Below are 21,384 nucleotides of genomic sequence, written 5' to 3'. Positions count from 1 at the left end.
GTTTGTCTAGCATCATAAATAAAAATTGACGTTTCACGTTGTTTGTTTCGTTTAGTTTTCAAAGTTCAATGTCGCGTTTTGGCGACTTTCATAATATAACATAACATTTCATGTTCGTCAACAAATTGTTTTAACATTTTGTTTCAACGAATTGCTGACTCTGCCTATTATATAGACTTTGCTTCTCCTACGCAAGCCCTTTTTATAAAAAAAAGAATAAGGGAAGTTCCCTTATTCTTCTGAGCTTTCTTGATCTTCTTGTATCTCTTCTTCATCTTCTTTTTGTGTTTTTGCTACCGTTGCTACTTCTTGCTCGCCTTCTAAACGAATTAAACGAACACCTTGTGTATTACGTCCCATTTGAGAAATTTGATCAACCGGCATACGGATTAAAACACCCGCTGCTGTAATCAGCATAATATCTTCTTCACCATTTACAGACTTAACAGCAATTAACTTACCATTCTTATCTGTAATATTACATGTTTTAAGTCCTTTACCCCCACGGCTTTGGAGGCGATATTCTTCAACTGGCGTTCGCTTGCCATAACCATTTTTCGTTACAATTAAAACATCCATTTCATCTTCAACGATTTCCATGCCAACTACTTGATCTTCCTCACCTAACGTAATAGCTTTCACACCCGCTGCATTACGTCCCATCGAGCGAACATCTTGTTCATGGAAGCGAATTAACATACCGTTACTCGTTCCCACAATCATATCTTTTTCGCCTGTTGTTAATCGAACAGAAATAACTTCATCATCTTCACGAAGTGATATTGCAATTAAACCATTATTACGTATGTTAGCAAACGATGAAAGTGGTGTTCTTTTTGCAATACCCTGTTTCGTCGTAAAGAATAAGTAATGGTCATCACTGAATTCTCGGATTGGGATAATCGCATTTACCCATTCATCTTTATCTACTTCTAATAAATTAATAATCGGTATACCCTTAGCTGTACGGCTATACTCTGGGATTTCATATCCCTTCGTCCGGTATACTTTCCCTTTATTTGTGAAGAATAGAATATGATCATGTGTAGATGTTGTTAACAAATGTTCTACAAAATCATCATTGTTCGTCCCCATACCTTGAACTCCACGTCCGCCACGATTTTGCGTTTTGTACGTAGAAGCTGGTAATCGTTTTACATACCCATTATGAGTAAGTGTAATTACAATGTTTTGCTCTGGAATTAAATCTTCATCCTCGATTGCTTCCATACCGCCAATTGTAATTTCTGATCTTCGTGTATCATTAAAGCGATCTTTAACTTCTGTTAATTCTTCACGAATAATTTCAAGAACTTTCTCTTCATCTGCGAGAATTGCTTTTAACTCCGCAATCAATGCAAGTAGTTCTTGATATTCTTGTTCGATTTTTTCACGCTCTAACCCTGTTAAACGTTGCAAACGCATATCTAAAATTGCTTGGGCTTGCTTTTCACTTAAGCCAAAACGTTCCATTAATCCTTGCTTTGCAATGTCTGCTGTCTTCGAATTACGAATTAGAGTAATTACTTCATCAAGATGATCTAACGCAATGCGTAAACCTTCTAAAATATGAGCACGAGCTTCCGCTTTCTCTAATTCATATGCAGTACGTCTACGGATAACGACCTTCTGATGATCCAGGTAATAATATAGACATTCTTTTAAATTTAATACTTTCGGTTCTCCATTTACGAGCGATAGCATATTAATACCAAAGCTTGTCTGAAGTGCTGTATGTTTATATAAGTTATTCAATAACACATTTGCATTAGCATCTCGTCGTAATTCCATAACGATACGCATACCAGTTCGATCTGATTCATCACGTAAATCTGTAATACCATCAATCTTTTTGTCTCGAACAAGCTCCGCAATCTTTTCAATCAATCTTGCTTTATTCACTTGATATGGTAGTTCAGTCACAATAATAGATTGTTTCCCATTTGCCTTCTCTTCGATCTCTACTTTTGCACGAAGAATTACTGTACCACGCCCTGTTTCATACGCTCTTCGAATTCCACTTCGTCCAAGAATTTGACCAGCTGTTGGGAAGTCTGGGCCGGGAATATACTCCATTAATTCCGCAATCGTAATCTCCGGATTATGACTTAACGCTAATACCCCATCAATTACTTCACCAAGCTGATGCGGAGGAATGTTCGTTGCCATCCCAACCGCAATACCTGTTGCACCATTTACTAATAAATTAGGAAAGCGCGCAGGTAATACAATCGGTTCTCTTTCCGAACCATCATAGTTATCTTGATAATCAATTGTATTTTTTGTGATATCACGCAATAGTTCCATAGAAATCTTGGACATTTTTGCCTCTGTATAACGCATCGCAGCCGCCGAATCACCATCGACAGAACCGAAGTTACCATGTCCATTTACTAGCATATAACGTTGACTAAAGTCTTGGGCCATTCGCACCATTGTTTCATATACCGCCGAATCACCGTGTGGATGATACTTACCAATTACTTCACCAACAATACGCGCAGACTTCTTATACGCCTTATCAGCAGTAATCCCTAAATCGTTCATCGCATATAAAATTCTGCGGTGAACAGGTTTTAATCCATCACGAACATCTGGCAGTGCACGAGATACGATAACGCTCATCGCATAATCTAAAAACGAGGTACGCATTTCTTGGCTAATATTAATTTCTCGAATTCGGCCTTGTTGTTGGTTGTCTGACATCAACCAGCACCTCCTCATTACATTTCCGATCGATATATCATGTTCATTTATACGTAGAAGACAGGAATACTCCGATTCCTGTCATCAGTCATTAAATATCAAGGTTTTTCACATATTTTGCATTTTCTTGGATAAAGTTACGACGTGGTTCAACTTTATCACCCATTAAAATTTCAAATGTTTCATCCGCTTCGATTGCATCTTGAAGCGAAACTTGAAGAAGTGAACGTATTTCTGGATCCATTGTTGTTTCCCATAACTGCGCTGGATTCATTTCTCCAAGACCTTTATAGCGTTGAATACCTGGTTTTGGTAGTTTCGGAATTTCCGCTAATATACTTTCAAGTTCTTTATCGTTGTAAGCATATTCAACTCGCTTACCTTGTTGCACTTTATATAATGGCGGTTGTGCAATATATATATAACCGTGCTCAATAATTTGACGCATATAACGGTAGAAGAACGTTAATAATAGGGTGCGAATATGAGCACCGTCGACATCAGCATCCGTCATAATAATAACTTTATGATAACGCGCCTTTTCAATATCAAAGTCTCCGCCAATACCTGTACCAAGCGCAGTAATAATTGTACGCACCTCATCGTTTGATAAAATTTTATCTAAACGAGCTTTTTCGACGTTAATAATTTTTCCCTTAAGCGGTAAAATTGCTTGAAAATGACGATCACGCCCTTGTTTTGCTGAACCACCCGCAGAATCACCCTCTACGATATAAATTTCACTAATAGAAGGATCTTTAGAAGAACAATCTGCAAGTTTTCCTGGCAAGCTTGATACTTCTAGTGCACTTTTTCTTCGCGTTAATTCACGAGCCTTTTTCGCCGCCACACGTGCGCGAGCTGCCATCGTTCCCTTATCTACAATTTTTCGAGCGACATTTGGGTTTTCAAGTAAAAACTTTTCAAGTGCTTCAGAGAAAACTGATTCTGTAATTGTTCTCGCTTCGCTATTTCCGAGTTTCGTTTTCGTTTGCCCTTCAAATTGCGGATTTGGATGTTTAATGGATACAATAGCCGTTAAACCTTCACGAACATCTTCACCCGTTAAATTACTATCAGCATCTTTTAAAATATTATTTTTCCGGCCATAATCATTAATCACACGTGTTAATGCTGTTTTAAATCCAACTTCATGCGTACCACCTTCATACGTATGAATATTATTTGTAAATGAATAAATGTTAGTTGTATATCCTTCGTTATATTGAAGAGCAACCTCAATTTGAATTCCATCTTTTGCACCTTCTACATATACCGGCTCTTCATGTATCGGCTCTTTAGAGCGATTTAAATGCTCAACATAAGACTTAATACCGCCTTCATAATGGAATTCTTTCTTTTGTTTATGCTCACGTTTATCTTCAATTGTTAGTTTAATATTACGATTTAAAAACGCTAGTTCTCGTAAACGAGTTGCTAACGTATCAAATTCATATTCCGTAGTTTCAGTAAAAATTTCTGCATCTGGTTTGAAACGCGTTACTGTTCCTGTGTGATCTGTATCCCCAATCACCTTTAAGTCTGCAACCGGAATACCACGTTCATATTTTTGATAATGAATTTGCCCGTCACGGTGAACAAATACCTCTAGCTCCGTTGATAATGCATTTACGACAGAAGCACCTACACCATGTAAACCACCAGAAACTTTATAACCGCCGCCGCCAAATTTCCCACCTGCATGAAGGACTGTCATAATAACTTCTACAGCGGGACGACCCATTTTCTCGTGCATCCCAACCGGAATACCACGACCATCATCTGTTACTGTAATACTATTGTCTTCCTCAATAGCTAGATTAATCTCATCACAATATCCTGCTAATGCCTCGTCAATACTATTATCAACAATTTCCCATACAAGATGATGAAGACCTTTTCCACTCGTCGAACCAATGTACATCCCTGGACGTTTTCGAACCGCTTCTAGTCCTTCCAATACCTGTATTTGACTTTCATCATATGCATTCTCTTGCATTTCCTTTTGTTCCATTGACACAAAGATCACCTACTTTTCCATTTAGACAGAAGTTATTTATCTTCTTCTCCACAATCCACTGTGCCGTTCGTTACATGAATTGTTTTTGCTTGTTTTAATGTATCATGCTCAATTCCATCAACACTTGTCGTTGTTACAAACGTTTGCACTTTTCCTTGAATCGTATTAAGCAGATGTGATTGCCTGTAATCATCTAGTTCTGATAACACATCATCTAATAAAAGGATTGGATATTCGTTAACTTCTGAATAAATCAATTCGATCTCAGCTAACTTTAGGGAAAGCGCGGTCGTTCGTTGTTGTCCTTGCGAACCAAAAACTTGAACATTTTTCCCATTAACAAAGAATTGCAAATCGTCACGGTGAGGACCAATTAAGGTTGTACCACGGAAGATTTCACGTTGTTTCACAGATTGGAAACTTTCATAGTATACTTCTTCTATTTTCGACAAATCCATGGATTCTGATACATCTATGCTTGGTTTATAAACTATTTCTAGTTCTTCAAGTCCTCTGCTAATTCCTTGATGAATTGGAGCTGCCCATTCTTGTAATAGACGTAAAAATTCAAAACGTTTTTTTAACACTTTTACACCATGCTCAACGAGTTGAATTGTAAACACATCTAGCATAGCTTCATCACTTTTACTGCTTCCTTGCATTTTTTTAAGCAAATGATTACGCTGTGTAAGGACTTTTTGATATTGACTTAATTCATACAAATACACAGGAGCTATTTGTCCAAGCTCCATGTCTAAAAAACGTCTTCGTACTTGAGGACTTCCTTTAACAAGATTTAAATCTTCTGGTGCAAACATAACAACATTCATCACACCAATATATTGACTTAATTTTTGTTGCTCAAGTTGATTTAACTTTGCCTTTTTCCCTTTTTTAGAAACATTTAGTTCTAAAGACAAAGAGTTGTTTCTCTTTTGTAGTTTCCCTTTTATTTTACCATAATCCTCATCCCATCGGATAAGTTCACGATCATTAGAAGTTCGATGAGATTTCGCCATCGCTAATACGTAGATTGCTTCCATCAAATTGGTTTTTCCTTGCGCATTTTCACCAATAATTACGTTTACTTTATCTTCGAAGGAAAGATCTAACTTCTCATAATTGCGATAGTTCTGTAAATGTAATTCTGTAATATACAAAGGGATCCCCCTTTATCCTTGAACTTGAAATGTTCCGATCTCCGGAATTTCAACAATATCATTTGTATATAATTTTCGGCCTCGTCGATTTTCAAGTTCTTTATTTACATACACTTCATACTCTTGTAAAAACCACTTTACCGCTCCGCCTGTATCAATCACGTCAGCCAGTTTTAAAAATTGTCCTAATGTAATATATTCTGTCGAAATTTGAATACGTTTCATCATAAATCGCTCACTTTCTAAAAGTGTTCATTCTTTCATTGTACTAAATAAACAAGCATTAGGAAAGTAATAGCGAGAAATCAAAAGGGTTACCAGTAAATCCACACTAGTAACCCTCACCATAATTTTAGTACGTACGTACCGGTAAAATTAGTTGAATAATGGAATCATCGTTCACAGTACGAATTAAAAATGGTCTCATCGCACCAGTAAAACTAACTTTGATTTCTGTACTATCCAATGCTTTTAATGCATCCATCATATATTTTGCACTAAACGAAATTTTTAACTCTTCCCCAGTAAATTGCTCACATTGAACTTCTTCTACTACTTTTCCGATTTCTGGAGAATTCGATGAAATTTCCAACATTTCATTTTCTAAAGTTGATAATTTCACAACATTATTACGTCCATCTCTCGCTAATAACGACGCTCGATCAATCGCTTGTAAAAATTCTTTTGTATTTACAAAAATATCTGTTTTGCTATCAGGCGGAATAAGTCTTGTAGTGTCCGGGTAGCTGCCTTCTAATAGTCTAGAGAAAAATAACAAATGTTTTGTACGGAATAAAACTTGATACTCCGTTACAACAATATCTACCATCTCTTCTGATTCATCAAGAATCTTACTTAATTCATTTAAACTTTTTCCTGGAATCACAACATTAGCTTGAAACTCATTTGCAATCGTTTGTCCTGCAATTTTTGCTTTACGAAGTGCTAAACGATGACTATCTGTTGCAATGCAAGTCAACTCGCTGTTATATATCTTCCAGTTTACACCTGTCAAGATCGGACGTGTTTCTGATGTAGATACAGCGAATACAGTTTGACGAATCATGTGCTTTAAAAGATCTGTTGGGATTTGAAATACATGATGTTCTTCAATCTGTGGTAATAATGGATACTCAGCTGAATCTAAACCATTTAGATTAAACTCAGATTTTCCAGATTTTATTTTTGTCATAAAATGACTTTCTACAGAAATTTCAACTGTATCTTTCGGTAATTTTTTTACAATTTCACTGAAATATTTTGCTTGTAAAACAATACTTCCAGATTGTTTTACTTCTACAATTTCTTTCCCATCTTCTTCGACTGGGATAAAAGATTCAATGGATATATCTGCGTCACTACCTGTTAATGTAACACCTTCTTCATTTGCTACAATTTTGATCCCTGTAAGAATTGGAATTGTTGTACGAGAGGAAACAGCTTTCATTACATCTTGTACACTTCTGACAAGGTAGTCTTTTTGAATTGAAAAATGCATATCGAAAACCTCCGGTAAGTATAAAATTGAGTTTATTTAATAATAATAAAAAATTAGTAGTAATAGTAATAGGGCTTGTGGATATGTGGATAACTTAATAAAAAGACGGAAAAACAGTCTATCTACATGTGGATAGACTGTGTGTAAAACAAGAATAGTTATTCACGTTGTTCACATTATTTAATTATTACTTTAAAATATCGCGAATTTCTTCCAGTTGTCTTTGTAATTGTGTATCTGTTTTTAACAACTTTGAAATTTTTTCATGGGCATGAATGACTGTAGTATGATCACGTCCGCCGAACTCTTCACCGATTTTTGGTAAAGAGGAATCCGTTAATTCACGAGACAGATACATTGCAATTTGACGAGGGAAAGCGACAGATTTTGTGCGCTTTTTTGCTTTAAAGTCTTCCAATTTCACTTGGAAAATATCCCCTACAGCCTTCTGAATGTCATAAATTGAAATAATTTTTGGCTTTGAATTTGGAATAATATGTTTTAGTGCTTCAGCAGCTAAATCCGCATTAATATCCTTATTAATTAAAGAGGAGTACGCTACAACACGAATTAGGGCACCTTCTAATTCACGAATGTTAGAGTCGATTTGATTAGCGATATAAAGCATAACTTCATTCGGGATATCAAGCCCCTCAGCTTTTGCTTTCTTACGTAAAATCGCAATCCTTGTTTCTAAATCTGGAGGAGTAATATCTGTAATAAGTCCCCATTCAAAACGTGAGCGTAAGCGATCTTCTAATGTTGGAATTTCTTTTGGTGGACGATCACTTGAAATTACAATTTGTTTACTTTCTTCGTGTAATGCATTAAACGTATGGAAGAATTCTTCTTGCGTCTGTTCTTTTCCAGCAAGAAATTGAATATCATCGATAAGCAGAACATCGACGTTTCGATATTTATTGCGAAAATCAACTGCTTTATTATCACGAATAGAATTAATAAACTCATTTGTAAATTTTTCAGATGATAGATAAACGACTTTTGCGTTTGGATTGTGTTCGATGACATAATGACCAATCGCATGCATTAAATGCGTCTTTCCTAGTCCTACTCCCCCGTAAATAAATAAGGGATTGTATGCTTTAGCGGGCGCCTCCGCCACAGCTAAAGAAGCAGCATGGGCAAAACGATTGCCAGAACCGATTACAAAGGTATCAAATATATATTTAGGATTAAGCATACTTTGTGGGAAATGATTAGGCTCACCATGCATTGTTTTATTCTTTTGAACAGGAGGATAGTCAAATTCCTCTTCTGTTTGACTTTGTGGAATGATAAAGCGAATTGTAAGTTCCGCTCCCATTAAATGAATAATTGTTTCTGAAATAAGATCAGAATAATGGGATTCCAACCAATCACGTGCAAATTCATTCGGCGCAGTAATTGTTAAAACGTCCTTTTTTAAAGAATACGCTTTTGTAGACTTAAGCCACGTTTCATAACTAGGCTTACTTACTTTCTTTTCTAATTCTTTTAAGGTGCTATTCCATAAATCCGAAATATTTTCCAAAGGTGTCCCTCCTTTACAAAAGACGATGATACAACAGGGTGTTTAATATTTGTATAACGCAAGCGAAAAACGCTGTATATTTATACGAAACACTTTTTAAAAGAAAAAAGCATTTAAAATCCGAAATAGAGTTTTCGACAAAAAAACACGTTGTGGAAAACTTTTTATGCACATGTGATTATACATGTCCACAAGTTATGCACACTTTGTGGATAAATAATAATTGTTAAAAACTTGTTCAAGGTGAAAACACAACTATAATATCAAAAAAAGATAGCAATAGCAATGTAATTCGGAAAGTTATCCACAAAATCAATACCTTGTGGAATAAACTTGTCCACAGTACGATATACTGTGTGAAAACAAAAAAAAATTTGTGGATAGAAAAAAGTGGCGAAAAAAATTATCCACAACAAATGGAATACGCTGTGAACAACCTTGTGAATAGAGAGAAAATGAATATTTTATGAAAATTTCTAGAGGCATTGACATTTTCCTAACAAATTAACTATAATTTATAGGACTGTCTTTAACAGTTATTCCTCAGGGAGGTGTCATATAATGAAAAGAACTTATCAACCAAATAAACGTAAGCGCAGCAAAGTACATGGTTTCCGTAGCCGTATGAGCACAGCGAACGGACGTAAAGTTCTAGCAGCTCGTCGTCGTAAAGGTAGAAAAGTATTATCTGCGTAGGCCACTGATCGTTCAGTGGTCTTTTTTTCTAGTAATTATGAATTTTCCACTGGCGAAATACAGGAGTGTTCAATTGATATGAAGAAAAAGAATCGTGTAAAGAAGAATGAGGAATTTCAAGCTGTTTTTCAAAATGGAAAATCAAATGCCAATCGTCAATTTGTTATCTATCAGTTAGAGAAGCCTGATCAACCGTATTTTCGAATTGGTCTTTCCGTTAGTAAAAAAATAGGAAATGCAGTTATGCGTAATCGCATTAAGCGTATGATCCGTCAGGCTTTTACAGAATTAAAAGATGAGATAGATTCTGGGAAAGATTTTGTTATAATAGCAAGGAAGCCTTGTTCAGACATGGACTATGAACAATTAAAGAAAAGCTTAATTCATGCTCTGCAACGCTCGGGAGTAAAACGGGCAAAAAATGGCGGAAAAAGAGGAAAATGAATTACACAATATACATACCGAAACAAGGAGGAGCAGGCTGTGAAAAAAAAGATAGGCTTACTAGTTATGCTTATTGTTGTTATGGCAATTGCCGCTGGCTGTAATCAAACAAATCAGCCGATTACACCGCAAAGTACAGGGATTTGGAATGAATATTTCGTATATCCACTTTCTCAGTTAATCACGTATTTTGCAACCATATTTGGCAATAACTATGGTTTAGCGATTGTTGTTACAACTCTTATCATTCGTTTTGCGTTATTACCATTAATGATTAAGCAAACGAAGAGCACGAAAGCGATGCAAGTATTACAACCTGAAATGGCAAAATTAAAAGAGAAATATAGCTCTAAAGACCAAGCAACTCAACAAAAGTTGCAACAAGAAATGATGCAATTGTATCAAAAGCATGGCATCAATCCATTAGCAGGTTGTTTACCAATATTTATTCAAATGCCAATTTTATTTGCATTTTATCATGCAATTATCAGAACGGCAGAAATCAAACAACATAGTTTTTTATGGTTTGATTTAGGTCATGCTGATCCATATTATATTCTTCCAATCGTTGCAGCGATCACAACGTTTATTCAACAAAAGCTAGCAATGGCTGGTACTGCGGGGCAAAATCCACAAATGGCAATGATGCTTTGGCTTATGCCTATCATGATTTTGGTTTTCGCAATTAACTTCCCAGCTGCATTATCTCTTTACTGGGTAGTAGGTAACATCTTTGGTATTGCTCAAACATATTTGATCAAAGGGCCGGATCTTAAGGCTAGTAAGGCAGGAGGATCAAGTAAGTGAGTATGATTACTGCTAAAGGACAAACCGTCGAACTGGCAGTGCAATTTGCATTAGAACAATTACAAGTACCAAGAGATAAAGTTGAGATACATGTCATTGATGAAGGAAAAAAAGCTTTTCTTGGGTTTATTGGAGGACGACCTGCTATTGTAGAGGTCATTGTAACAAAAGATCCTGTAGAAGAAGCAGAACTTTATTTGAAAAGTATCATAAAAGCAATGGATGTTGATGTAACTGTTGAAACAGATGTAAAAGGGCGTGAGATTCATTTTACGCTTTCTGGTAGTGATATTGGTGTATTAATTGGAAAAAGAGGTAATATATTAAATTCTTTACAATATGTAACAAAACTTGTTGCAAATCGTAGTACGAAACAATATATCGGTGTAACAATTGACGCTGAAAATTATCGTGATAAACGAAAAAACACGTTAGAATCGCTTGCGCTTCGGTTAGCAAAGCAAGTGGGCAACACCAAAAAAAGGGTTGTGTTAGAACCGATGCCTTCTTTTGAAAGAAAAATTATACATCAAGCACTTTCGAATCATCCATATGTGATTACAACGTCTGAAGGTAAAGAACCACATCGACATGTTGTTGTATCTCCGAAATAACATGAAACACCCATCTTGAGGAATTGATTCTAGATGGGTGGCTAGTTGAATCAATCAAACTTTTACGGGCAGTTTATCTCCCACCTAACTTCTTAAGAAAAGTGGAAGTGGCTCGTCCAGAATGTTAGGAAGAGGCGAAGCTACCGAACATTCTAGCCACTAGAACTGGACAATGCTTTCACCAAAATTTGAGGTGGGAATATTACTGCCCGCGAATAGCGGGATAAACCGGTAACTCGTTTGAGTGCCGGTTTTTTACTGGATAAAATATGAAGACAGAGAAATGATCTGTGGATAAAAAATCGCACTAAACTTATCCACTGTGCATAAGTTTAGTGCGATTTAGGTGAGGACATAATAAAATAAGTTATTATTCTTTTTTACGAAGTTTCGTTATGGTATCCTAATAATTTAGTGAAAGAAAAAATCGTGTTGAAATATAGAGAAATAAGCAAGTGAGGTGAAAGAACATGGAATTTGATACAATTGCTGCGATTTCCACAGCTCTTGGGGAAGGTGCAATTGCCATTGTTCGAGTAAGTGGAGATGATGCGGTAGAAAAGGTAAACCGTATTTTTAAAGGAAAAGATTTAACGACAGTTCCATCTCATACAATTCAGTATGGGCATATTGTGGATTTAGATACAAATAAAGTGATTGAAGAAGTTATGGTTTCGATTATGCGGGCACCAAAGACATTTACGCGTGAGGATATTGTTGAGGTAAATTGTCATGGTGGCCTTGTTTCTGTAAATAAAGTATTACAGCTTATTTTATCACAAGGTGTTCGCTTGGCAGAGCCTGGAGAATTTACAAAGCGTGCTTTTTTAAATGGGCGTATTGACTTATCGCAAGCAGAAGCGGTTATGGATTTAATTCGTGCTAAAACAGATCGTGCAATGAATGTTGCGATTAATCAAATGGAAGGCCGATTATCAAAATTAATTGGTCGTTTGCGACAAGAGATTTTAGAAACGTTAGCTCATGTTGAAGTGAACATTGATTATCCGGAATACGATGACGTAGAAGAAATGACGCATGGTGTTTTAATTGAGAAGGCGACTTATGTTAAGTCAGAAATTGAAAAGTTGTTACAAACTTCAAAGCAAGGGAAGATTTTGCGCGAAGGAATTGCAACGGCTATTATTGGAAGACCGAATGTTGGAAAGTCATCGCTATTAAATAGCCTTGTACAGGAAAAGAAGGCAATTGTAACAGATATAGCAGGAACAACTCGAGATGTTATTGAAGAATATGTGAACGTGCGCGGTGTACCGCTTAAATTGATTGATACAGCTGGTATTCGTGAGACAGATGATATTGTAGAACAAATTGGTGTCGAACGCTCAAAAGAGATGATGAATAAAGCAGATTTAGTTCTTCTTGTTGTAAATTATAGCGAAGCGTTAACAAGTGAGGATGAAGAGTTATTCCGAGCGGTACAAGGAAAAGACTTTATCGTCATTGTAAATAAAACAGATTTACCGCAGCAAATTGACATGGAGTACGTTGGAAAATTGGCGGGTTCAGCTCGTGTTATTACAACAGCTTTACTTGAAGAGAAAGGTGTAGATGAGCTAGAACGGGCAATTGCCGATCTCTTCTTTGAAGGAGCAATTGAAGCGACTGATATGACATATGTATCGAATGCTCGTCACATTGGTTTATTAACACAAGCAGAAAAGACGATTGGTGATGCAATTGCGGCTATTCACAGCGGCGTGCCAATTGATATGGTACAGATTGATTTAACAAGAACATGGGAAATACTCGGTGAAATTACGGGAGACACTGTACACGAAAGCTTAATTGATCAGTTATTCTCTCAATTTTGTTTAGGAAAGTAATTGTAAGGAGGAATGGAAAGTGGGATACAATGCTGGTTCTTATGATGTGATTGTAATCGGTGCAGGCCATGCAGGATGTGAAGCTGGTTTGGCAGCAGCTCGTATGGGAGCAAAAACATTAATGTTAACAATTAACTTAGATATGGTCGCATTTATGCCGTGTAACCCTTCAGTTGGTGGACCTGCAAAAGGAATTGTTGTTCGTGAAATTGATGCACTTGGCGGCGAGATGGGAAGAAATATTGATAAAACGCATATTCAAATGCGTATGTTAAACACTGGGAAAGGTCCAGCAGTACGTGCACTTCGTGCCCAAGCAGATAAATTTGCGTATCAGCATGAATTGAAAAAAACAATCGAAGAAACGCCAAATTTAACATTGTGTCAAGCAATGGTTGAACGCTTAGTTGTGGAAGATGGTGTATGTAAAGGCGTTGTTACACAAACTGGAGGAGAATATACAGCGAAAACAGTTGTTATTACAACTGGTACGTTTTTACGCGGTGAAATTATTGTTGGGAATTTAAAATATTCAAGCGGTCCAAATAATCAACAACCATCTGTGAAATTATCGGAGCATTTAGAAGAGCTTGGGTTTGAACTAGTTCGTTTTAAAACGGGTACGCCTCCGCGTGTAGATAGTCGTACAATTGATTATAGCAAAACAGAAATTCAGCCAGGTGATGATATACCGCGTTCATTCTCTTTTGAAACAACAAAGTTCATCATGGATCAAATTCCATGCTGGTTAACATACACAAGTGAAGAAACGCATCGTTTAATCGATGGAAACTTACATCGTTCTGCTATGTATTCGGGCATGATCAAAGGAACAGGCCCACGATACTGTCCTTCTATTGAAGATAAGGTTGTTCGTTTCCACGATAAGCCGCGTCATCAAATTTTCTTAGAGCCAGAAGGTCGCAATACACAAGAAGTATACGTACAAGGTTTATCAACAAGTTTACCAGAAGATGTACAACGTGAGATGTTAAAGACCATTCCTGGCCTAGAGAACGTAGAAATGATGCGCACAGGATATGCAATTGAATATGATGCAATTGTACCAACGCAGCTTTGGCCAACACTTGAAACAAAGAAAATACAAAATTTATATACAGCGGGTCAAATTAATGGAACTTCTGGTTATGAAGAAGCGGCAGGGCAAGGTTTAATGGCCGGTATTAATGCTGCGTGTCGTTCATTAGGTAAAAAAGAAGTGATTTTAAATCGTTCAGATGCATACATTGGTGTTTTAATCGATGATTTAGTTACAAAAGGTACAAATGAGCCATATCGCTTGTTAACGTCCCGTGCAGAATATCGATTATTATTACGTCATGACAATGCGGACCTGCGTTTAACAGAGACTGGGCATGAAATTGGGTTGATTCCAGAAGAACGATATGAACGTTTTACAGCAAAGAAAGAGAAAATTGAAAAAGAAAAAGAACGTTTAGCAAGTATTATTATTAAGCCGCGTCCTGAAGTACAAGAACTTATCCGCGGAGCTGGCGGAAGTGAACTAAAGGATGGTATACGTGCGAGTGATTTATTACGCCGTCCAGAAATGACATATGAGCATATCCATCTTCTTGCTCCAAGTGAAGTAGAAGTTAGTGATGAAGTAGCAGAGCAAGTTGAGATCCAGCTTAAATATGAAGGATATATTGAAAAATCTTTACAACAAGTAGAACGTATGAAACGTATGGAAAGCAAAAAGATTCCGGTTGATATTGATTATGATGCAATTTCTGGAATAGCTTCTGAAGCACGTCAAAAATTAAAAGATGTCCGTCCGCTATCTATGGGGCAAGCATCTCGTATTTCTGGGGTAAATCCAGCTGATATTTCCATTTTACTTGTGTATATAGAACAAGGAAAAATTGCACGAGTATCGAACCAATAAATAGTCAGGAGATATAGCGAGATGAATATAGAACAATTTCAATCTATGCTAGTGGAAAGAGGGATTACTCTTTCTGCTAGGCAGTTAGAACAATTTGAAATCTATTTTGAAACATTAGTTGAATGGAATGAAAAAATGAACTTAACTGCAATTACAGAGAAAGAAGATGTGTATTTAAAACACTTTTTTGATTCTATTACAGCTGCTTTTTATTATGATTTTTCAAAACCATTTTCTATTTGTGATGTTGGCGCAGGGGCAGGGTTCCCGAGTATTCCATTAAAAATATGTTTTCCAAATTTAAAAATTACAATTGTCGATTCTTTGCAAAAGCGTATTACGTTTTTAAATCATTTAGCAACAAAATTAGAATTACAAGACGTAGCGTTTTGTCATGATCGTGCAGAAACATTTGGACAAAAAGAAGGAGTACGTGAATCTTTTGATATTGTAATGGCACGCGCTGTTGCTCGCCTTTCTGTCTTAAGTGAATTGTGCCTACCGCTTGTGAAAGTAGGAGGAACATTTATTGCAATGAAAGGTGCAGCTGCAAACGAAGAAATTGAAAATGGTAAGTATGCTCTGCAAGTGCTTGGTGGGGAATTAAAAGAGATGTCTACGTTCCAATTACCATTCGAGGAAAGCGAACGTAACATTTTATTGATTGATAAAAAGAGAAAAACGCCAAAGAAATATCCGCGTAAGCCAGGAACACCGAATAAATTACCTATTGAAAAATAAATCTTATTAGACGTAAGATTAAGTTATATATCAGTAAGCTTGTTTATTAGCACTGATGCTTAGTTGAACGAATCGAGCTTTTACAGGCAGTTATCCACCACCTATCTTTTTAGATTTCTTACAATATTGAGGCGTGGGCTTACTGCCCGTTAGAGCGAAAGAAATAAAGGGAAACTTTGATTAGTAGGGAAGCTGAACCTCTTACTAATCGCTAGTTCAACAAATTGTGCTTTTGTGGACAGTTTATTTTTACCTGCCTAACTTTATGTATGAGGAAATTTTGAGATGGGGATATTACTGTCCGTTACTGTGGAATAAGAACGTAAATGTTTCACATGAAACATTTTTGTATAGAGTATTCAATAGGATTCAAGGTGGTGGAATATGTATGAAAAACACATTTTCTCGTTTATTTGGCTTTGGAGATAAAGAGGCTGAATTAGCACTACAAGAAGAAAGCCATGAAGAAATCAAACAAATTTCGTTAGCAAATATCGTTCCTAATCGCTATCAGCCACGGACAATTTTTGATGATGCGCGTATTGAAGAGCTTGCTCTTACAATTCATACACATGGATTAATTCAACCAATTGTTGTTCGGCAGTATGGCGAGGGAAAATATGAGATTATTGCTGGTGAAAGACGTTTTCGAGCTGCTACAAAATTAGGTTGGGAAACTGTTCCGGCTATTATAAAAAATTTGAACGATACTGAGACTGCTTCTGTTGCTTTAATTGAAAACTTGCAACGAGAGGAACTTACAGCAATTGAAGAAGCTGTTGCTTATCAAAAGTTAATTGAATTACATAATTTAACGCAAGAAGCATTAGCACAGCGACTAGGTAAAGGACAATCTACAATTGCGAACAAGTTGAGACTATTAAAATTACCTGAAGAAATTAAACAAGCTCTATTAGAGAAGAGTATTACAGAACGTCATGCTCGTGCTCTTATTCCACTTAAAAATAAAGAGATTCAATTAACAATTTTACAAGAAATCATTGAAAAGCAATTGAATGTGAAGCAAACAGAAGATAGAATTGCTAAATTGTTAGAAGAAACGAAGCCGAAACGAAAAGCAAAACAAAAAGCGGTAAGTCGCGATATGCGTATTGCAATGAATACGATTCGTCAATCTTTACAAATGGTTGCGAATAGTGGTTTAAATGTAAATTCAGAAGAAGAAGAATTTGATGAATACTATCAAATTACAATTAAAATTCCAAAGAAGAAGTAAGAAAATAGAAAGACCTCAAACCGTCGGTAGAGGTCTTTTTGTTTTGTCATGCATTAAAAACTAGTAACTCTATGAAAAAAGGCAGAAAAGCAATTTTTTAAATGGTCAGGGGGGACTGGTTATGTATAGGAGCGGTCAGGACCTTTTCTTGCCACGCACAAAGTTTTAAAACAAAGAAAGGAAGCAAGGTATAAGTCCATTTTTATCCCACTATTCGTGGGCAGTAAAGGCTGGAGAAGAGCAGGGAAGAAAGCTGCTGGCATGCGCCCGATTGGGTGGGCTAACCATCAGTGGGGAATAAAGCATCCCATTGATGGAGGTTTCACTGTATAAGTACTATATTTTCTTTTAAAATTAAGAAGGAGTTTGTAAATAAATTTTGAAGTTTAATATACAGAAGAATAAAGAAGCATGATTATTTCATGTTAAAATGAAAGTAATCATTTGCAGAAAAAGATATAAAGGTTGAAAGTAGGTGACATCATGGGAAAAATCATTGCCATTGCTAATCAAAAAGGTGGAGTTGGAAAGACAACAACATCGGTAAATTTAGGAGCTGGATTGGCGCAAGTAGGAAAAAAAGTACTTCTTGTTGATATTGATGCACAAGGGAATGCAACGACAGGAGTCGGAATTGAAAAATCAGAGTTAAATGAATGTATTTACAATGTGCTTGTAGAAGACATGGATGTTCGTGTAGTTATACAGCGAACAAAAACTGAGAATTTAGATGTACTCCCTGCTACCATTCAACTAGCAGGAGCCGAGATAGAACTTGTACCGACAATTTCCCGGGAAGTTCGCCTGCAGCGTGCGCTGCAGCCAATTCGTGATGAATATGATTATATTATTATTGATTGTCCCCCATCTTTAGGTTTATTAACCATTAATGCATTAACTGCTGCAGATTCTGTTATTATTCCTGTTCAATGTGAATACTACGCCCTAGAGGGGTTAAGTCAATTATTAAATACAGTTCGTCTTGTACAAAAGCATTTAAACAAAAATTTAGCAATTCAAGGTGTTTTACTAACAATGCTAGATGCTCGTACAAATTTAGGACTACAAGTAATTGATGAAGTGAAGAAATACTTCCGAGATAAAGTATATAGATCTATTATTCCGCGTAATGTACGTTTAAGTGAAGCACCGAGTCATGGAAAACCAATTATGATGTATGATGCTAAGTCAAGGGGGGCAGAAGTGTATTTAGATTTAGCAAAGGAAGTGATTGCAGGTGGCTAAAGGACTAGGAAGAGGAATTAATGCGTTTTTTCCAGATTTAGATGTGAAAGAGGGAGAAACAATTCAAGAATTGCAGATAAATCAATTGCGTCCTAACCCGTATCAGCCGCGTAAATATTTTCATAATGAAGCAATTCAAGAATTAGCGTTATCTATTAAAGAACATGGAATTTTACAACCTCTTATCGTTCGGAAAAGTATTAAGGGGTATGAAATCGTTGCAGGAGAACGGAGATTTCGTGCTGCAAAAGAAGCAGATCTTAAAACAGTTCCTGCCGTGGTTCGAGAGTTAAATGATCAACAAATGATGGAGTTTGCGTTACTAGAGAATTTGCAACGCGAAGATTTATCGCCAATTGAAGAAGCATTAGCTTATCAAATGCTCATGGAGGAGCTTAAGATAACACAAGAACAGTTAGCAAAGCGGCTTGGAAAAAGCAGACCGCATATTGCAAACCACATTCGTTTACTTACCCTCCCACCTTTCGTACAAGATATGATTGCCAATGGAAGTATTTCTATGGGACATGGACGAACACTACTTGCATTAAAAGATAAAACAAAAATCAATAATTTATTGCAACGAATTAAAGAAGAAGGGTTAAATGTCCGTCAGTTGGAACAAATTATTCAGCAAATGAATGAATATGTTTCACGTGAAACAAAGAGACAAAAACCACAAAAAAATATCTTCTTTGAGGAACAAGAGACGGTGTTGCGAGATCGATTTGGAACATCCGTAAAAATTAAGGAAACAAAACAAGAAAAAGGAAAAATCGAAATTCAATTTTTCAATAAAGATGACTTGCAACGTATTTTAGAACTTTTAGCGGGAGAATGATAAAAAATAAACCATCTTCAGTTATAGATGGTTTATTTTTTTCATTACCGCAATTTTTTTATCAGTTTCAATAATACTTTCTGCAATGCCGGTAGCCATTTTCATAACAAGATTTAGTCTTGTATTTTGTAGGACAAAAAACTCCATAAATCCATTTAAATTTACAATACCATGAATATGCATATCACCAATTGAGGGAAGGTTTTTATTCATAGCTGCTCCAGGTTTACTAGGACCTGTTCCAACTGTAATTGAACCAATATTTTGTGATTTCCCTAGACAAGCATCAATCGCAATAATAAAGGGATTCATAAATGATTTGTGTATTTCTGTAATTGTTTCTTCCAAGTTTAAAGCATGGACGGGTGATTCTAGTGTCCCGTATAAATGAAAATTTTGGATGTTATAATCCTGTAGTTTTGAGCCGACAAGGGGCCCTAATGCATCACCAGTTGAGCGATCTGTTCCAATACACAGTATGATAAGTGGAGAGTTTTGTTCGATTGGGAGATGAGAAAGTAGAAAACTACTAATTGTTTGATTGCAATTTACATCATGATACATAATCTGTTGCGAATCTTTTTCAAAAAAAGGTAAACGAAAACTTCCAATATTCACGAAGCATCCATCCTTTAATAGAATTTAGTATATTTCATATAAAGTTTAACTAACCATCAGTTATATCTCCCACCTATCTTCTTTAGAAAAGCGGAAGTGGCTCGCTCAGAATCGCAGGACGCCCACACCAAAGGCAGAGAGGTACTTTTTGTCTCATCCGAGGGGGCGAAACGACCGAAGAATCTAGCCGCTAGAGCTGGACACCGTTTTCTCAAAATCTTGAGATGGGAGTCTTACTGCTCTAAAGTAGCGGGATAAATTTGATTTTTGCAGATTACATATTTCTCTTAAGATAAGAACTATTTTGCTGTTCGTTTAGAGGAAACTTCATTTTCTTATGGGATAAGAGTGTTTTAAAAGATATGAGCAGAAGAGGAGGGCACTCTTGTATATAGATTTATAAAGTATAAAAAGGATGAAGCGTATCATGTATTCTGTAGAATACTAGTACTAGTATATAAAAAAATGTGTGATTTTATACCTCATGGAATGCGAAAATAAAAGTGTTATGAGAGAACTTTTTTCGTAAAATATAGGAGAAATTCTGTTACAATGAATAATGAATATAAGATAGAAAGGTAGGTCGCGATGAAAGGAATTCACGACTTATATACAGACTTTACAAATTGGTTATTAAATGCAGGATTATGGGAGAATATCGGTCTCGGTTTACTGAAAATCATACTTATTTTTATTATTTCGAGTGTAGTTATTCGACTTGGCAGAGTGATTATCCGGAATGCTTTCAAAATGAAGGCCAAATCGCCGATTCAAATTTCTGAAAGACGAACGATGACAGTAGCAAAATTATTAGAAAACATTTTAACATATGTTATCTTTTTTATTGTAATAATTGCGCTGTTAGGTGTATTTGGAATTGATACAAAAGGATTATTAGCTGGTGCAGGGGTTGTTGGTTTGGCGGTTGGTTTTGGTGCACAAAACTTAGTCAAAGACGTTATTACTGGATTCTTTATTTTATTAGAGGATCAATTTTCAGTAGGGGACTATGTACGCTTAGGGCAATTTGAAGGAGTTATTCAAGAAATTGGCCTGCGAACAACAAAAATGAAGAAATGGACAGGAGAAATTCATATTATTCCAAATGGAAGTATTAAGGAAGTAACAAATTTCTCTGTTAGTAATAGCGTTGCCTTTGTAGATGTAGCTATTTCATATGAAAGTGATATTGAACATGCAGAACAAGTTCTTGAAACATTGTTAGATGAATTACCAACAAGGTATGAGCAAATGGTTGATCGTCCGCAATTATTAGGTATACAGAGTTTAGCGGCATCAGAGGTTGTTTTGAGGGTTACAGCTGAAGTAGAACCGATGCAACATTTTGTAGTAGCGAGAGCGCTACGCAAAGAAATTAAAAATCGTCTTGATTTACATGGGATTGAAATTCCGTATCCACGTATGGTTCTATATAACCGTGAAGAACTGATGAATGAGACAGTAAATTAG

The 21,384-nt window shown here is 36.2% G+C and carries 18 protein-coding genes; 11 read left to right on the top strand and 7 right to left on the bottom strand.

What is annotated here, in order from left to right; all coding sequences use genetic code 11:
- Nucleotides 1-231 precede the first annotated feature (231 nt).
- From gyrA to dnaA, 6 genes are all read right to left on the bottom strand, one after another.
- Complete coding sequence (gene gyrA, locus BM211_RS17400) at nucleotides 232-2,706, bottom strand: DNA gyrase subunit A (RefSeq protein WP_035433835.1); 2,475 nt, start codon at nucleotides 2,704-2,706, stop codon at nucleotides 232-234.
- Nucleotides 2,707-2,797: 91 nt separating this feature from the next.
- A complete protein-coding gene (gyrB, locus tag BM211_RS17395) occupies nucleotides 2,798-4,720 on the bottom strand; it encodes a DNA topoisomerase (ATP-hydrolyzing) subunit B (RefSeq protein ID WP_035433833.1) in 1,923 nt (640 codons plus the stop codon).
- Between the two features lie 38 nt (nucleotides 4,721-4,758).
- A complete protein-coding gene (recF, locus tag BM211_RS17390; protein WP_035433831.1) occupies nucleotides 4,759-5,886 on the bottom strand; it encodes a DNA replication/repair protein RecF in 1,128 nt (375 codons plus the stop codon).
- 12 nt (nucleotides 5,887-5,898) lie between these two features.
- Nucleotides 5,899-6,111, bottom strand: a complete 213-nt coding sequence (yaaA, locus tag BM211_RS17385; RefSeq protein WP_035433842.1) for a S4 domain-containing protein YaaA — start codon at nucleotides 6,109-6,111, stop codon at nucleotides 5,899-5,901.
- A gap of 127 nt (nucleotides 6,112-6,238) precedes the next feature.
- Nucleotides 6,239-7,384 (bottom strand): DNA polymerase III subunit beta, encoded by a 1,146-nt coding sequence (dnaN, locus tag BM211_RS17380; RefSeq protein ID WP_035433830.1) that lies wholly within the window; start codon nucleotides 7,382-7,384, stop codon nucleotides 6,239-6,241.
- Between the two features lie 187 nt (nucleotides 7,385-7,571).
- Entirely contained in the window at nucleotides 7,572-8,915 is a 1,344-nt protein-coding gene (gene dnaA / locus BM211_RS17375) for a chromosomal replication initiator protein DnaA (RefSeq protein ID WP_035433827.1), read from the bottom strand.
- A 561-nt stretch (nucleotides 8,916-9,476) separates the two neighbouring features.
- On the opposite strand from dnaA, the gene rpmH reads away from it, so the two are divergent.
- The 10 genes from rpmH (at nucleotide 9,477) to BM211_RS17325 (ending at nucleotide 19,296) form a co-directional block, all read left to right on the top strand.
- A complete protein-coding gene (gene rpmH, locus BM211_RS17370; RefSeq protein WP_000831901.1) occupies nucleotides 9,477-9,611 on the top strand; it encodes a 50S ribosomal protein L34 in 135 nt (44 codons plus the stop codon).
- 78 nt (nucleotides 9,612-9,689) lie between these two features.
- Entirely contained in the window at nucleotides 9,690-10,055 is a 366-nt protein-coding gene (gene rnpA, locus BM211_RS17365) for a ribonuclease P protein component (protein WP_035433825.1), read from the top strand.
- 39 nt (nucleotides 10,056-10,094) lie between these two features.
- The gene (spoIIIJ, locus tag BM211_RS17360) at nucleotides 10,095-10,862 is read left to right on the top strand and encodes a YidC family membrane integrase SpoIIIJ (RefSeq protein WP_035433823.1); all 768 of its coding nucleotides are present in this window, start codon (nucleotides 10,095-10,097) and stop codon (nucleotides 10,860-10,862) included.
- Nucleotides 10,859-11,476, top strand: a complete 618-nt coding sequence (jag, locus tag BM211_RS17355) for an RNA-binding cell elongation regulator Jag/EloR (RefSeq protein WP_035433821.1) — start codon at nucleotides 10,859-10,861, stop codon at nucleotides 11,474-11,476. The genes spoIIIJ and jag overlap by 4 nt, the downstream gene beginning before the upstream one ends.
- A 470-nt stretch (nucleotides 11,477-11,946) precedes the next feature.
- Nucleotides 11,947-13,323 (top strand): tRNA uridine-5-carboxymethylaminomethyl(34) synthesis GTPase MnmE, encoded by a 1,377-nt coding sequence (gene mnmE, locus BM211_RS17350; RefSeq protein ID WP_035433819.1) that lies wholly within the window; start codon nucleotides 11,947-11,949, stop codon nucleotides 13,321-13,323.
- A gap of 19 nt (nucleotides 13,324-13,342) precedes the next feature.
- A complete protein-coding gene (gene mnmG, locus BM211_RS17345) occupies nucleotides 13,343-15,232 on the top strand; it encodes a tRNA uridine-5-carboxymethylaminomethyl(34) synthesis enzyme MnmG (protein WP_035433817.1) in 1,890 nt (629 codons plus the stop codon).
- Between the two features lie 21 nt (nucleotides 15,233-15,253).
- Nucleotides 15,254-15,973, top strand: a complete 720-nt coding sequence (gene rsmG, locus BM211_RS17340; RefSeq protein WP_035433815.1) for a 16S rRNA (guanine(527)-N(7))-methyltransferase RsmG — start codon at nucleotides 15,254-15,256, stop codon at nucleotides 15,971-15,973.
- 388 nt (nucleotides 15,974-16,361) lie between these two features.
- A complete protein-coding gene (gene noc, locus BM211_RS17335) occupies nucleotides 16,362-17,210 on the top strand; it encodes a nucleoid occlusion protein (RefSeq protein WP_035433813.1) in 849 nt (282 codons plus the stop codon).
- A gap of 483 nt (nucleotides 17,211-17,693) precedes the next feature.
- A complete protein-coding gene (soj, locus tag BM211_RS17330) occupies nucleotides 17,694-18,455 on the top strand; it encodes a sporulation initiation inhibitor protein Soj (protein WP_035433811.1) in 762 nt (253 codons plus the stop codon).
- Entirely contained in the window at nucleotides 18,448-19,296 is an 849-nt protein-coding gene (locus BM211_RS17325; RefSeq protein WP_177206959.1) for a ParB/RepB/Spo0J family partition protein, read from the top strand. The genes soj and BM211_RS17325 overlap by 8 nt, the downstream gene beginning before the upstream one ends.
- A gap of 21 nt (nucleotides 19,297-19,317) precedes the next feature.
- Here the strand turns inward: BM211_RS17325 and yyaC are convergent, their stop codons facing one another.
- Nucleotides 19,318-19,914, bottom strand: coding sequence for a spore protease YyaC (gene yyaC / locus BM211_RS17320; RefSeq protein WP_035433807.1), 597 nt, complete (start codon nucleotides 19,912-19,914; stop codon nucleotides 19,318-19,320).
- Nucleotides 19,915-20,502: 588 nt separating this feature from the next.
- On the opposite strand from yyaC, the gene BM211_RS17315 reads away from it, so the two are divergent.
- Nucleotides 20,503-21,384, top strand: a complete 882-nt coding sequence (locus BM211_RS17315; RefSeq protein WP_035433805.1) for a mechanosensitive ion channel family protein — start codon at nucleotides 20,503-20,505, stop codon at nucleotides 21,382-21,384.

Source organism: Bacillus sp. 491mf, assembly GCF_900112415.1.
In the GTDB taxonomy this organism is placed as follows: Bacteria; Bacillota; Bacilli; order Bacillales; family Bacillaceae_G; genus Bacillus_A.
Note: the sequence above shows the minus strand (reverse complement) of the source record. Positions and strands in the feature narration are given on the sequence as shown.